Source organism: Alkalihalobacillus sp. CinArs1 (assembly GCF_947387515.1).
Taxonomy (GTDB): domain Bacteria; phylum Bacillota; class Bacilli; order Bacillales; family Guptibacillaceae; genus Guptibacillus.
Genome location: NZ_CANDOB010000002.1, coordinates 433,365 through 447,939 on the forward strand (window position 1 = coordinate 433,365; position 14,575 = coordinate 447,939).

Annotated in this window: 13 protein-coding genes; 12 read left to right on the top strand and 1 reads right to left on the bottom strand. The window is 45.6% G+C overall.

The features are described from left to right. The first annotated feature begins 36 nt into the window (after window positions 1–36). From PFZ69_RS10750 to PFZ69_RS10780, 7 genes are all read left to right on the top strand, one after another. A complete protein-coding gene (locus tag PFZ69_RS10750; RefSeq protein ID WP_270181078.1) occupies window positions 37–567 on the top strand; it encodes a DinB family protein in 531 nt (176 codons plus the stop codon). Window positions 568–589: 22 nt separating this feature from the next. Then, entirely contained in the window at window positions 590–961 is a 372-nt protein-coding gene (locus tag PFZ69_RS10755) for a nuclear transport factor 2 family protein (protein ID WP_270181079.1), read from the top strand. A gap of 25 nt (window positions 962–986) precedes the next feature. Further along, a complete protein-coding gene (locus tag PFZ69_RS10760) occupies window positions 987–1,694 on the top strand; it encodes a DNA alkylation repair protein (RefSeq protein ID WP_270181080.1) in 708 nt (235 codons plus the stop codon). A 27-nt stretch (window positions 1,695–1,721) separates the two neighbouring features. Then, the gene (locus PFZ69_RS10765) at window positions 1,722–2,198 is read left to right on the top strand and encodes a GyrI-like domain-containing protein (RefSeq protein ID WP_270181081.1); all 477 of its coding nucleotides are present in this window, start codon (window positions 1,722–1,724) and stop codon (window positions 2,196–2,198) included. A 234-nt stretch (window positions 2,199–2,432) separates the two neighbouring features. Next, window positions 2,433–3,353, top strand: coding sequence for a DUF6843 domain-containing protein (locus PFZ69_RS10770; RefSeq protein WP_270181082.1), 921 nt, complete (start codon window positions 2,433–2,435; stop codon window positions 3,351–3,353). A gap of 171 nt (window positions 3,354–3,524) precedes the next feature. Then, window positions 3,525–4,295 carry a TerC family protein gene (locus tag PFZ69_RS10775; protein WP_270181083.1) on the top strand — a complete coding sequence of 257 codons (771 nt, stop codon included), beginning with the start codon at window positions 3,525–3,527 and terminating at the stop codon, window positions 4,293–4,295. A 267-nt stretch (window positions 4,296–4,562) separates the two neighbouring features. Beyond that, window positions 4,563–5,051, top strand: a complete 489-nt coding sequence (locus PFZ69_RS10780; RefSeq protein WP_270181084.1) for a hypothetical protein — start codon at window positions 4,563–4,565, stop codon at window positions 5,049–5,051. A gap of 77 nt (window positions 5,052–5,128) precedes the next feature. Here PFZ69_RS10780 and PFZ69_RS10785 read toward each other — a convergent pair whose 3' ends face one another. Continuing rightward, window positions 5,129–5,878: a MurR/RpiR family transcriptional regulator gene (locus PFZ69_RS10785; RefSeq protein WP_270181085.1), complete on the bottom strand. Its 750-nt coding sequence runs from the start codon at window positions 5,876–5,878 to the stop codon at window positions 5,129–5,131. Between the two features lie 166 nt (window positions 5,879–6,044). Between PFZ69_RS10785 and PFZ69_RS10790 the strand changes: the two genes are divergently transcribed. From PFZ69_RS10790 to PFZ69_RS10810, 5 genes are all read left to right on the top strand, one after another. After that, a complete protein-coding gene (locus PFZ69_RS10790) occupies window positions 6,045–8,009 on the top strand; it encodes a fructose-specific PTS transporter subunit EIIC (protein ID WP_270181086.1) in 1,965 nt (654 codons plus the stop codon). Window positions 8,010–8,077: 68 nt separating this feature from the next. Further along, on the top strand, window positions 8,078–10,729 hold the full coding sequence (locus PFZ69_RS10795; RefSeq protein WP_270181087.1) for a glycoside hydrolase family 38 C-terminal domain-containing protein: 2,652 nt from the start codon (window positions 8,078–8,080) through the stop codon (window positions 10,727–10,729). Further along, entirely contained in the window at window positions 10,726–12,390 is a 1,665-nt protein-coding gene (locus PFZ69_RS10800) for an alpha-amylase family glycosyl hydrolase (RefSeq protein ID WP_270181088.1), read from the top strand. Before PFZ69_RS10795 ends, PFZ69_RS10800 begins: the two co-directional genes overlap by 4 nt. Before the next feature lie 11 nt (window positions 12,391–12,401). Beyond that, entirely contained in the window at window positions 12,402–13,544 is a 1,143-nt protein-coding gene (locus tag PFZ69_RS10805) for a glycerate kinase (protein ID WP_270181089.1), read from the top strand. Between the two features lie 259 nt (window positions 13,545–13,803). After that, window positions 13,804–14,574 carry a hypothetical protein gene (locus tag PFZ69_RS10810; RefSeq protein WP_270181090.1) on the top strand — a complete coding sequence of 257 codons (771 nt, stop codon included), beginning with the start codon at window positions 13,804–13,806 and terminating at the stop codon, window positions 14,572–14,574. Window position 14,575 lies beyond the last annotated feature (1 nt).

Here is a 14,575-nt window from a genome sequence, read left to right on the forward strand (position 1 = left end):
TCTCTACACTTTTTATCGGGATGGGGGAGACAGCAGATGGATTTTAATCTTAAAGAAGCGATCGGGATGCTTGAACGAACGCCAAAAACGTTGGAGAGCTTTCTTTCTGGATTATCAGAAGGATGGTTAACGTGCAATGAAGGAGAAGGCACGTGGAGCACGTCACAAGTGATCGATCATTTGATCGAGTGTGAGAAAACGAACTGGATTCCGAGGTTACGGACGATTGTGGAAAGTGAAAATAAAGATTTTCCTCCTTTCGATCGTGATGCTCACTTAAGTAAGGCATCGGATAGCTCGATCGATCAAAAGCTCGCAGCGTTTAAACGACTTAGAGCACAAAACGTTCTGATCGTGATCGGCCTGATTAAATCCGACGCACAGTTTGAACTTACAGGAAACCATCCTGCCTTCGGTGAAGTAAAGCTAAGAGAACTGCTTTCCACCTGGGTCGTACACGATTTAACGCATATCTCGCAAATCGTGCGCGTGATGGCAGAACGCTATCGTGAAGATGTTGGTCCGTGGGAAGCATATTTAGGTGTGTTGAAGAAAGACCATCATTGAACAACGAGAGGATGAGAAGAAAATGCAATCCAATAAAGAAAAAGCAGTATCGTTACTAGAACACGTTGTGGCAGGCGAGGTCAGAGTCGCGTTTGACAAGTACATAGCAGAGGACTTTATCCACCATAATCCGTATTTTAAAGGTGATCGCGAATCATTGATGGCCGCGATGCAAGAGAATGATGAAGCAGCACCTGATAAAGTGTTTGACGTGAAGCATGTGGTCGAGGACGGAGACGTCGTTGCCGTTCATTCCCATATTAAACAACACCCTGAAGACCTCGGTGCCGCTGTTGTTCATCTCTTCCGTTTTCAAGATGGTCTTGTCGTAGAAGCATGGGATATCGGTCAAGCAGTGCCAGAGGATTCTCCAAACGAAAATGGTGTTTTCTAGACCGTCAAAAAAAGGAGTGTTAAGCATGGATGCACAAACGGTCTTGCATGAATTAGAAACGCTTGGTAAGGAACGTACGAAGAAAATGTACATCTCAAGCGGTGCACACGAGCCTGTTTTTGGTGTGGCTACTGGGCAAATGAAGCCGATCGCGAAAAAGATTAAGCAAGATCAAGAGCTTGCTGAGCAGCTTTATGCGACTGGGAACTACGATGCGATGTATTTTGCAGGAATTATCGCTGAACCAGAAGCGATGACGGAAGCAGATTTTGAGCGGTGGATCGACGATGCGTATTTTTATATGATTTCAGACTATGTTGTTGCCGTCACGTTAGCGGAAACAGAAATTGCGCAACAGGTGAGTGACAAATGGATCGCGAGTGGGGAAGACCTGAAGATGTCTGCCGGCTGGAGCTGCTACTGCTGGCTGCTTGGAAATCGGAAGGATGAGGAGTTCGACACGGATAAGCTTTCGAAGATGCTTGATCAAGCCTCAGAATCCATTCATGACGCGCCAGAACGGACAAAGGCATCGATGAACAATTTTATTTCAACTGTAGGCATCTCCTACGTGTCACTCCACGACAAGGCGGTCGAGGTTGCGAAAGCAGTTGGACCGGTTGAGATGAAGCGTGACAAGAAAAAGAGCAGCATCTTGAACGCTTCTGAAACGATTCAAAAACAAGTCGACCGTGGGAAGATTGGGTTTAAGCGAAAGTACGTGAGGTGTTAATACAATACGCTACGAGGTGGGATACACATGGAAAAGCTCGATGCGGTGAAGATCAAGGGTGTAGAAGAAATCGGTGAAAAGAAGCTGGTCGGTTTTCGGGTTGTGTGCAAAGATATGGCTGGATATGCGGAAGAGATTCCTAAAGCCTCGCAGTTACTCGTTCGTCGAAAAAATGAGATCAAGCATCTCGTTCAACCGGTGAAGCTCATCGGTGCCTTTAAGGCGGCGGAATCTACAGAAGATGATGGCTATTGGGTTTGTTTTGAAGTAGAGGAGCATGAAGACATTCCGGAAGACATGGTTTCGCTTACTGTTCCGAAAGAAAAACGTGCTGTTCTAACGTTTAAAGGGTATGCATCTGACATTTTTAAAGTTTATTCTCATTTGCATGAATGGATCGATGAGAATGGTTATAAAAGGGTTCCGGAAAAATGGACGCTGGAACTGTATTCAAAGTGGACGGAAGATGAGGATGTCGTAGAGCTTTGTGATCCGGTGCGCTAAAATCCGACAAACGGGATCAGATGCGATAGGCGACCTGAAAATTTCATAAAGGATTTTACTAAGGTTCAAAGCTAAACCTGGAGTGCTTACATCCAAGCACTCCAGGTTTCACGTATTCTGAACGACTTTTTCCTCTTTCTTAGGCTCCAATTTTTTTAATGGAAACCTTTTCTATTTATGATACAATCAATGTGAAGTAATTCACATGATAGTTCTAGGTTATGGGGGAGGAAGATGAGGGTAAAGACTAAGGTATTATCAGCGTTATTTTCTACTTTACTTATAGGAACGGCTGGGTTGATTCTAGGAACCTTTGATGAGGGGCGAATGCCCAGTATTGGTGATTTTGGATTTGTGATGATGGTTATGGTACTAACGGCGATAGGCAACTTCGTCTATGGTATCCCTGTCTCCTTTTTATCTGATTGGGTTTCAAACAAAGTCCCGTCGTTTCGCTTCATCATAGCGGCATTTATTCATTTGTTCATGGCAGTTGTTACATTTGTGGCAATCCAAGGGTTGTATTTATTTGCAGTTATAGCAGCCGTGTTTTTCTTCATAGCGGAAGAGTGGCAACATCGGAAGCTTCGAACTTTTCGAGTGAAGATAGCAATAGGTAATGCTCTTGTATTATTCGCATTGCTATTTGGTATATGGGAGCTTCCGAAACTCGAAATAGCAGAAAAAACGCCAGTTTCTCAACTACACACAACAGAAAAAACGAACAGAACGTACGTGATTCCTGAAGGATACGAAGGGACGATCGTGGTTTTATACAATATGCCTGGTGAAGAAGAGCTTAAAAAAGAGAACGATCGAGACGTAGTTTCGTTACATATAGCAGAACAGGTCTACACGTATGTAGGAGATGTGGTTCAATATGCAGAGGCAAGAACATCATCTGATAGAACGGAAGGGGAAGTAACCGATACTTACTATTATTCCGATGAAAAAGGTGAGCGAATAGCTATTGATGAAGAATGCATTTATCGTGGAATAGCGGGGGATGTCGGTCCATATGAAGAGAATGCAGAATATGAAATTTTACAAGTGACGCAAACTTACTGTGGATTTGATTTCATGAGATATGGTAGTGAAGTTTATGAACGGCAGGAAGAAAAGATTATGAGTGAGTTGTTTACGGTAGAGGAGTAAGACACCGATACATATTCCAATTTTAAACTTAAACTTAAAGAAGGTTGAAGCAATACATAAAAGGATGCTTACGTTCCCTAAAGCCATTAAAGAAGACTAAATGGAATTGTCTATGGTTTAATAGGAGAATCTAAACTCAGCACACCTTTGATTGTGGAAGGAGAGAACGAAATGGAATCAACAATTTGGCTAGAGTATGGGTGGGCATTATTAATCCTGATCGGATTAGAAGGGCTGCTATCTGCAGACAATGCGCTCGTACTAGCTGTAATCGCCAAGCACTTACCAGAAGATGAGAAGAAGAAGGCGATCAATTATGGAATCATCATGGCGTTTGTCTTTCGATTTGGTGCACTCTTTGCAATCTCATTCATCGCAAACGTATGGCAGATCCAAGCGATCGGTGCCGCTTATCTTCTTTACTTAGGGTTAAAACACATTATAAAGGCACGCATCAAGCATGAACCGCCTTCTAAGGAAGAAGAAGAGAAAGCAGCAGGCAAAGGCTTTTGGCCGACAGTTGGGAAGATTGCACTGGCTGACCTCGCATTTGCAATCGATTCGATCTTAGCAGCGGTTGCGATCGCACTCGGTCTACCAGATTCCCCTCTAGGCGACTTTGGTGGAATGGACGGCGGACAGTTTACCGTTGTCTTGATCGGCGGTATCGCAGGACTAATCCTTATTAAGTTTGCTGCAACGTGGTTCGTAAAGCTTCTTACAAAACGTCCTGCACTTGAAACAACCGCGTATGCGATCGTTGCATGGGTGGGTGTAAAACTTGCCATCATTACTCTTGCACACAAAGATATTGGGATCATCGATCATCATTTCCCACATAGTCTACTTTGGACGCTGATTTTCTATGGTGTATTAGTCGCGATCGCACTGATCGGGTGGTTTTCACCTACAAAAGAGTCCGTTCAGGAAGAGTCCACATAACTGTATAGTGCGTTTGATTGAGCTAAGGTTTTCTCGTGAAGAGGAGAAACCTTAGCTCTTTTTTTATGGAGAAATGGTATTGGAATTGTCTGTTTATTTAGAGAGGAACATGGCATATATGGGGTAGCATCAAAACAACAATACAAAACTGATTTAAAGTTAAGACGAATAATAAGTAAAGGGTTATGTGAAGGAGTAATTTTAGTCTAAGTCACGGTGTTGAAGCTTATATATAGAGTATTGTTTTTTAAAAAAGGGGGGAGCTAATTGAACAACTACTATGCGCCATCAGAAGCGGAAGGGTATTTTGTAATGGCTCTAGTTATCGGGATTGGGTTATTTGTGTTTTGTGCAATCGTTTGGCAGATATTTTGTGGGATTGGTCTTATGAGAATGGCTGAGAGATTGGGAATAAAGAATGGATGGTTTGCTTTTGTTCCAATATTGAATCACTACACAATGGGAGAAGTAGTATCAGAAAAGCTTAAAAATAATGGTGGAACGATTTTGATTGTCATGCTCTTAAGCGCTGCTCTTCTAGGGTGGATACCGATTTTAGGCATCTTTGTAATCATTGCTTATTTGGTGGTTTATTATATTTCACTTTATTGGATCTATGAAAAATTTTCAAACCAATCGTTAATCATGCTTATCCTCTCCATAATATTTCCTGTAATTACACCTTTCTTTATATTCGCAATAAGGAAAAATGAAATAAAAAATATTAACAGTACGTATGTTACAAACGAAGTTTGACGGTGAATAATGAAGAATATCAAATGGAGTTGCGAAAGCTCCGCAGTCAGCTGGTGACTGCGGAGCTTTTTTTATCCCTAACTCCCTACACTCTTCTTCAAATAACTCTCAAACAATAAATCGATCAGCAGCATGAGCGTCGATCTTGCTGTGATATCATACCCAGCGAACTTCACTTTCCCAACGGTCATGCTGAGGTTCGTGTTGACCATGCTGCCGAGCGTAGAGTCGGATGAGTTCGTGATCGCGGCGGTGTCTGCGACCAAGTACGAGAGCTTTTCTGCTGCGTGGATGAGCGTTTTTGTTTCGCCGCTTGTCGAGATGAAAAATACGAGGTCGTCTGCCTTCACCATGTTCGGAAGAAGGTCGATCATGTGCGATTCGTATGTATAATGCGTCTGTTTGTTCGTCTGCATGAGCAGCTTACTGAAGTATTCGGCCATCATTTTTGACAAACCTACCCCGACGACGATGACGCGATTCGCTTGATGGATTCGCTCGCTCAGACGGTCGAGCTCATGAAGCTGAATCGTTTCAAACGCTTGAACGAAGCCCTTTTTGTAGCTTTCGATCGGGTTTTCTTCAAGCTCTCCGCTCTCTTCATCCGCGCTTTTCAGTTTATATTTCAGTTCAGAAAATCCTTCTAACCCTAGCTTATGTGACATCCTGACGACGGTCGTCGTGCTCACGTTGTTCACTTTTGCGATTTCCGTTAGTGAAAGGTTCTTCGCCTCTGTTAAATGCTGATCGATGTAATAGAGCACCTGCTTTTCTGTCGGCGTTAAGTTCGCAAGGCTATTACCAAACTGATCAATGATCTTGCCCATGTGATTGCTCCTTTTTTCGATATATGCTCGTTTCAGTATAGCATGCTGACGCGTCAGTCTGTACAATTGTACAGACAATGTACAGAAACACCCGTTGTTTTCATGATAAAACAATAATATAAGAACTTGTAAGTGTTTTCATATCGGAATAGATAGGAGTGACGAGATGCAACTAAGACAGATGACGAATCATAATTTAATCTTGTTCGACGTTGAAGCAGAGAGTAAAGAACAAGTGATCAAACAGCTTATTTCAAATTTAGTAAAGGAAGGCTATGTTGAATCGGAACAGCCATTTTTGGAAGCGGTTTTAAAGCGTGAAGAGCTATCACCGACCGGAATGGAGAGAGGGCTTGCGATCCCACATGGAAAATCATCCGCAGTGAAAAAAGCAACGTTCGCCGTAGCGAGACTGAAGACGCCGCTTGAAGATTGGGAGAGCATCGATCCTACGAACAACGTACAACTCGTATTTTTGATAGCGATTCCAGAAAGTGAAGCGGGTTCCACACACCTAGAAGTATTGTCCACATTGAGTACGAACTTAATGCGCGAAGGCTATATGGAAGGGTTGATGGCGACAAATAGCGCAGAGGAATTTCTATCTCGACTAGATATTGAAGAGAAAGAAGAAGTTAGTGAAGAAAAAGAATACACGAAAACGGTCGTTGCTATCACAGCATGTGCGACAGGTATCGCCCATACGTACATGGCAGCAGAAGCACTTGAAAAAGCGGGGCGAGAACTCGGTATCAATGTACTCGTTGAAAAGCAAGGTGCAAACGGAATTGAAGATGAGCTTACAGCACCCGTGATCGAAAAAGCTGACGCGGTCATCTTCGCAACAGATATTGCACCAAAGCAGAAAGAGCGATTTAAAGGAAAGAACTACGTTCAAACGCGCGTTGCTGAACCGTTGAAGCATAGTAAGGACATGCTTCAAAGAGCACTATCGAAACCGGACGGTGTTGTCGAAACGAACGGGGAAGAGGAAGAATCTAAGTCCACTGGATCAAACGGTGGCGGATTCCTAAAAGACGCGGTACAAGCGGTTATGACAGGGATCTCTTACATGATTCCGGTCATCGTTGCAGCTGGTCTTATGATGGGAATCGCAAAGCTTGGCGCGATGCCATTTGGTCTTGTGAATGAAATTCATGAAGCGAAATATGCAACACACTCAAATGAACTATTCGTGATCCTGCACCACCTCGACAAGTTTGGCGTCTTGATCTTTAAGTTCATGTACCCGATCTTTGCAGCATTCGTCGCGTACTCACTCGCTGACCGCGTTGGGCTAGTGGCAGGCTTTATCGGAGGCGCATTCGCAGGCGGTCTTCACCACACGTTCTGGGGAATCGAAGGCATTCCATCAGGATTCTTAGGAGCTCTTATCCTCGGTCTAGCAGCAGGATACATCTCCCGTTTCTTAAATCAAAAGATTCAGCTCAGCAAGAACTTCCAGGCGATGAAACCGATGTTCCTCATCCCTGCAATCAGTGTTCTATCGATCTTCTTTTTAAACTTTTATGTAATCGATCCCGTATTTGGAGGACTGAATGTTGTTCTTCGTAACTGGATCGAATCCGCTCAAGGAACAGGTGACGTTGTGCTCGCGTCGATCATCGCATCAGCAACAGCATTTGATCTTGGCGGACCGATCAACAAAGCAGCTGGTGCGATCGCGATCGGACTCGCAGCAGATCAAGTATATCCATTAACAGCACGTGTTCTTGCGATCGTTATTCCGCCAATTGGACTTGGACTCGCAACGGTTATCGATAAGTACGTTGTCGGTCGTCGCGTATTTGAAGCTGACCTTCGTGTCGCAGGAAACACGGCATTACTACTAGGATTCATCGCGATCAGTGAAGGGGCGATTCCGTTCATGCTTCGTAACCCGCTCATCACGATTCCGATCAACATCATCGGTGCGATCGTTGGTGCGAGTACGGCGGTTCTACTAGGTGCCGTTCAGTGGCTCCCGCTCCCAGCATTCTGGGGCTGGCCGCTTGTCGATAACCTATGGGCATATCTATTAGGCCTGATCGTTGGTGCATCGTTCATCGCATTCGCGAACATCTTCATCCGTTTTGCGATGATCAAAAAACGAGAGCTTCAAGCAAACTAAATCACATAGAGGGCGCATCTTGAAAAAGAGTGCCCTTTTTCTTTTAAAAGGTACTGGAGGGAAACAGATTGAAACAAAAAAAAGTATACGTCGTACCGCACTCCCACTGGGACCGTGAGTGGTATTTCACAATAGAAGATTCGAACCTTTTACTCGTTGAAAATATGGATCGCTTGATGGACGTGATGGAAAACGACTCGCATTACACGGGCTACGTGTTCGACGCGCAGTCTTCCATCATCGATGAATATTTACGCATTCGACCAGAGGAAAAAGAGCGCCTTAGCACGTTGATCAAAGAAAAGCGGATCTACGTAGGACCGTGGTACACACAGGCAGATTCGCTCCTCGTAAACAAAGAGTCGCTCATACGGAATCTGCTTTACGGAACGCGAATCGCAGAAAAAATGGGTCACAGCATGAACATCGGCTACCTCCCAGACATTTTCGGGCAAAACACGTATTTGCCATCGCTATTTAGAGAGTTCGGGATCGACTACAGTATCTTACAGCGTGGTATCTACACGGATCAGCTGAACGGCGACCTGAACTTTCACTGGACGTCTCCGGACGGTGCGAGCATCAAAGCGAACAACATGTACTTCGGCTATGGACCTGGGAAATTTCTCTCTTCAGACGATGACTATATGGAAGAGCGCTTGCTTCCGATCTTAGATAAAATTTCAGCGCTGAATAAAAGCACGGATAACCTCTTGCTTCCTTCAGGCGGTGATCAGGTGCTCGTTCGTGAGCATTTCCCTGAAACCGTGAAGGCGCTGAACGAGAAGGACGACAAGCATGAATACGTGCTGTCAGACTTTGAAACGTTCATGGAAGAAACGTTTAAGGATGGCGATTTTACAAACGAAATACAGGGCGAACTCATCGCAACTCAGAAATCACGGATCCACAACACGATCCGTTCACAGCGCTATGACATCAAGAAGTTGAACGACATCGCTGAGAAGAAGATCATCAACGAACTCGAGCCGCTTGGAAGCATCGCGAGTACGCTTGGCTTCAAGTATCCGAAAGCATGGCTCGATGAGATGTGGAAGATGCTGTTCGACGTCCACGCCCACGACAGCATCGGCGGATGTAACTCTGACGATACGAATCAGGAGATCGTAAACCGACTAACAAAAGTCATCCGCATGGCCGACGGTTGCTTGAACCTACTGAAAAAGCAGATGACAGAAGCGGTGAGCCGAAAGCTCGGAAAAGACGCCGTACTCGTTTTGTTCCACCTGCTGCCGAGTCCGTTTGAAGGCTCACAGAAGGCGGTTCTTTTCACAAGAGAGAAGGAGCTTTCAGTGAAGACGATGAATGGGGAAAACGTTCCGTTCGATACGCTGAATCAAGAGTATATTAGCGGTGGAAAGACGATCGTCGTGACGGCTGAGGGTGAAAAGCAGGTGGAAGCACCTGGCTACTACAGAAGTGAAGTGCTCCTTCATGAACTTGAGCTGCCTGCGATGGGGTATCAGACGTATGAAGTGGTTGAAGGTGAAGGAGTTACCGCGAGCGTAGAAACTGAGAAAGAAATTGAAAACGAGGCGTTCTCGATCAGCGAGGAAAACGGTACGCTTCTACTTCACATCAAAGCGAACGATGTGACGATTCCGAACTTCCTGCGCTTTGAAGACGTTGCGGACGCAGGTGATTCATATGACTTCTCCCCGTTAGATGGCGACGAGCCGATCTTCACTTCTGAAGTGGATCGAGTTTCTGTTACGAAGCACGCTCGCGTAGAAGTGATGGATGTTCAGCATTCGCTAACGGTACCAGCTGATCTTGAAGAGCGAAAAGCTGGCATCACGACGAAAGAGCTCGTGATTCGCTCAAGCTTCGAGCTTCACCAAAACGAAGCGTTCATTCGAGTGAACCATCACATCGACAACGACGTGAAAGACCACAGAGTAAGCGTGCTGCTAAAAACGTCGCTTGAAAAACCGGAGAACTCTTTCGGTGATCAAGGATTCAGCTTGATTCAGCGCCCGACGGTTAACCCGTACATGGCGAACTGGAGAGAGCAGAAGTTCGCAGAAGCACCTGTCCCGATCTATCCGCTCGAAAACCTTGCTGGTGCGACGAATGGCGAGCTAACGTCAGCTGTTGTGACAAAAGGGATCAAAGAGTATCAGCTTTTAAAAGAAACAGGAGAACTCGCGCTAACCCTATTCAGAAGCGTTGGCCTGCTTGGAAGAGACAACCTCGCATGGCGTCCTGGTCGCGCATCAGGGATCAACAACAAAGTCGTGTATACACCTGACGCCGAGATGCAGGGCGAGATGACGTTCGAATACGCGCTTCATTTTGCAGAAGGATTCGATGAGTCTTCACTATTCCGTCTCGTCGATCAGTACAACGACCACGGTGTGAGCTATCAGAAGCAAAACCTGAACACATTTGAAGAGCGATTGGATCGCTTTGAAATTCCGTATCCGGTCGATGCGCTGCCAACAGAATTCAGCTTGTTGAACGCTTCGAACGAGAATGTTTTCTTTAGCTCGATAAAACAAGCGTACGATGATCAAAATCTTATTCTTCGCCTGTTTAACCCGACGAACGAAGAACAGCTCGTTGCGCTAACGAGTGATTCGATCGAGTCGATCATGCAAACGAAGCTCGATGAAAAGGATGGAAACGTGATCGAAGGCGACGTAACAGTAGCGCCGAAAGGGTATGTGACGCTTAACGTAAAGGTGGATGTGCGATGAAGTTTAAAGAGAAGGTCGAGAGTTTACTCCAAACCATTTATGGTGAGGAGTATTCTCCGTCATACAAAGAAGAAATCGTGAACATCGTCGAGGAATGGAAGAAGAAGGATTGGAAGGACATTTCTCCATTAACAGAGAAGAACGTGTACCTCATTACGTATGGAGACGCGATTCGTCAGGGTGATGAGCCTACGCTTCAGACGCTCAATACGTTTATAAACGAATACGCAAAAAATGAGATCACGGACGTTCATCTGCTGCCGATGTTCCCGTATACGTCTGACGATGGGTTTTCGGTTGTGGATTACCGTGAGATTCATCCGGATCTAGGCGACTGGTCTGATGTCGAGCGTCTTTCAGAGAACTACCGTCTTATGTTTGATTTCGTGACGAACCACATGTCGAAATCAAGCAAGTGGTTTCAAGGGTACTTGAACGATGATCCGACGTATGCGAACTATTTTATCCGTGAAGAAGAAGGTTTCGATGCGTCGAACGTTGTTCGTCCGCGTACGTCCCCCCTTTTCCATCAGTACGAAAACGGTAAAACAGCATGGACAACCTTCAGTGAAGATCAGGTCGACATCAACTTCAGGCATTTCCCAGCGTTACTTGAGATGACGACGATACTGCTAGAGTATGCGTATCGCGGCGGGACGAGCATCCGACTCGATGCGATCGGGTTTATGTGGAAGGAATCCGGCACAACGTCGATCCACCTGCCGCAGACGCATGCGATCATTCAGTTGTGGCGTGAACTGTTAGAAGAGCTTGAGCTCAACACGATTCTCATCACGGAGACGAACGTTCCGCACAAAGAGAACATCAGCTATTTCGGTAACGGAGAAAACGAAGCGCATATGGTGTATCAGTTCTCGCTGCCGCCACTCGTGCTCCACACGTTCACAACACATAACACCCGTACGCTCACGGACTGGGCGAAAACGATCGGTAAAGTGTCTGATCAAGCGACGTACTTCAATTTTCTCGCGAGTCACGACGGCATCGGTATGCGTCCGACGGAAGGAATTTTAGAAGAAGAAGAGCGGGTTGCGCTTGCGGATAAAGTGCTAGCGAACGGTGGACGCGTTTCGTATAAAAGTAACCCTGACGGCACAGAGTCACCATATGAGCTGAACATCAATTACATGGATGCGCTCATCAATTCTGATGAGCAAGATGAAGATACGCAGATTCAAAAAATGCTAGCTGCGCACTCGATTCTCTTTTCAGTGATGGGTGTCCCAGCCGTTTACTACCATTCTCTGCTAGGTTCTGAGAATGATGATGAGGGACTGGAGTCTTCTGGGATCAACCGACGGATCAATCGTGAAAAGTTTCAGTATGATGCACTTGTTGAAGAGTTAGAGTCGTCAAAGAGGCGTCATGATGTTTTCAATGGTATGAAAAACTTGATTCGTCTTCGCCAGAATGAACCAGCATTTTCTCCTTTCGCAGAACAAGAAATCATCGACGTGGACGAAAAGGTATTTTCATTGATTCGTAGAAGTGAAGGTGATGAGGTTCTGTTCGTTGTGAATGCAGCGAATGAGGAGGTTTCGGTCGAACTTCCGTATGGTGGGCATGATGTAATCAGTAAGAAAAACGTTGAGAAGTCTATCACACTATCTCCTTATCAATACATGTGGATTAAATCGTAAAGGGTGATGAAATGAACATCGTCATCGCACCAGATTCATTTAAAGAGAGTTTAACAGCGAAAGAAGTGTGCGACGCTGTACAAAAGGGGTTTCTGAAGGTGTATCCTGAAGCCTCCTTTACACATCTTCCTGTCGGAGATGGTGGTGAAGGAACGGTTCAATCGGTCGTCGATGCGACAGAGGGTAAGATCGTCACGCAAGAAGTCACAGGTCCACTTGGAAAAAAGATAGAAGCCTTCTACGGAATAACGGGTGACGGGAAGACAGCGATCATCGAGATGGCAGCTGCTTCTGGGCTTCATCTCGTTCCAAGAGGTGAGCGGAACCCGCTCGTGACGACGACGTTTGGAACCGGTGAACTGATTCTAGGCGCACTGAATCACGGTGTCGAACGAATCGTGCTCGGTCTCGGAGGCTCCGCGACGAACGATGGTGGCGCAGGCATGGCACAGGCTCTCGGTGTTAGGTTGCTAGATTCAAAGGGTGAAGAACTGCCTTTTGGGGGCGAAGCATTAGCGAAACTTCATTCCATCGATGCGACTAGACTCGATAGCCGCTTGAAAGAAGTTTCGATCGAAGCTGCGTGTGATGTGACGAACCCATTGACGGGGGAAAGCGGTGCATCTGCCGTATTCGGGCCGCAAAAAGGAGCTACACCAGAGATGGTTAGCGAACTAGATGCGTGTCTTGCTCATTACGCGAAAGTAATTCAGAGAGACTTAGGGAAATCCGTTGGTGACAAGAGCGGTGCTGGGGCGGCCGGAGGGCTTGGTGCTGGCATCCTCGCTTTTCTTGACGGAGAATTACGTAGCGGTATCGACCTAGTGCTCGATGTAATTGGATTTGAAAACCGCATCAACGGTGCTGACCTTTTAATAACAGGAGAGGGACGCATCGATTCACAGACGATTCATGGAAAAGCGCCGGTTGGTGTTGCAAAACGAGCGAAGGCGCTTCAGCCTAACCTACCAGTCATTGCGATTGCAGGAAGTATTGGAGAGGGTTATGAAGCGGTCTTTGATCACGGCATCGATGCCGCATTTAGCGTGGTGAATGGTGTGGTGACGCTTGATGAGGCGCTTCGGAATGGAGCTCTGAATGTGGAGAGGACTGCGGAGAATGTTGCGCGAGTATTGAAGGTTAATAGAAAGTGATTATAAGAAGATAAATTGAGGGAAGAGCAGGCACTGGGGTATCTAGTTAGTGACCCTCTTGTTCACCTTTCAAGAATCAGGCAGCCAAAAAAGCTGCCTGAATTTTTATTTTTACAGAAGAAACCCCAATAAAAGCGCGCTTCCTCAGCTAATAAGACAGCCCAAAAACAAATATTTACAAAAAACCGATTGACTCTTCTAGGATACCAGTGTACTATGTAACTAATACACCAACACATTAATTAAGGGGAGTTGTAAAATGATGAATTGGAGTGGGCTTTTTCGGAAGGAATTTCGCGTGACGAGAACGTTTTTATTTGCCGTGATTGCGTTTGACATAGTGATGATGATCGGTATCTTTGTGGCATCAGAAAGATGGGAAGTGCCCTATCTGACCGCAATAGTTGGAGGCGTACTCGCTTTTATGCACATGTTCTTCCTGCCCATTTACTTATTGATTAGTTTGAACAGTGAAGGACGGAAGCTGCATCTTTGGCTTCATAATCCACAGTCTGGATCGCGTCTTATTGGCGCAAAAGTGCTGAATGGATTACTCGCACTGTTGATTTCACTCGTTGTTGTCAGTGTTCTGTCTCTCATAGCGTTTAACCTTGAGACAGCTGACATTGTGCTTCCGATCGACAACGTTTGGCTGCTAGGAGCTTACGTTTTAGCCGTCATTTTGGCAGGTGCCCTCACGATGGGGATTTGGGTTACCTTTTATTGGACGGCGTATCAAGTGTTGAAAACGTATATCGGGCGCTGGGCGCTGCTTGTTGTTCTTGTGCTCATCGGTTTAATCAGCTGGTTTGGAGGATGGTTTAGCGGAACGCGTGCTGGAGAAGCATTGATGGACTGGGGTTACGTTCAATTTCCGTCTCCATTAAGTATGGAAGTGACGCAGGAAGCGTTTGAAATATCCACGTCTACGGTTCCATTTCCAATTGGAAACGTGATTTTCGATACAATCCTCTTAGTCGTTATTTTCTTCGTAACAAGTTGGTTACTTGATCGAAAAGTGGAGGTGTAAG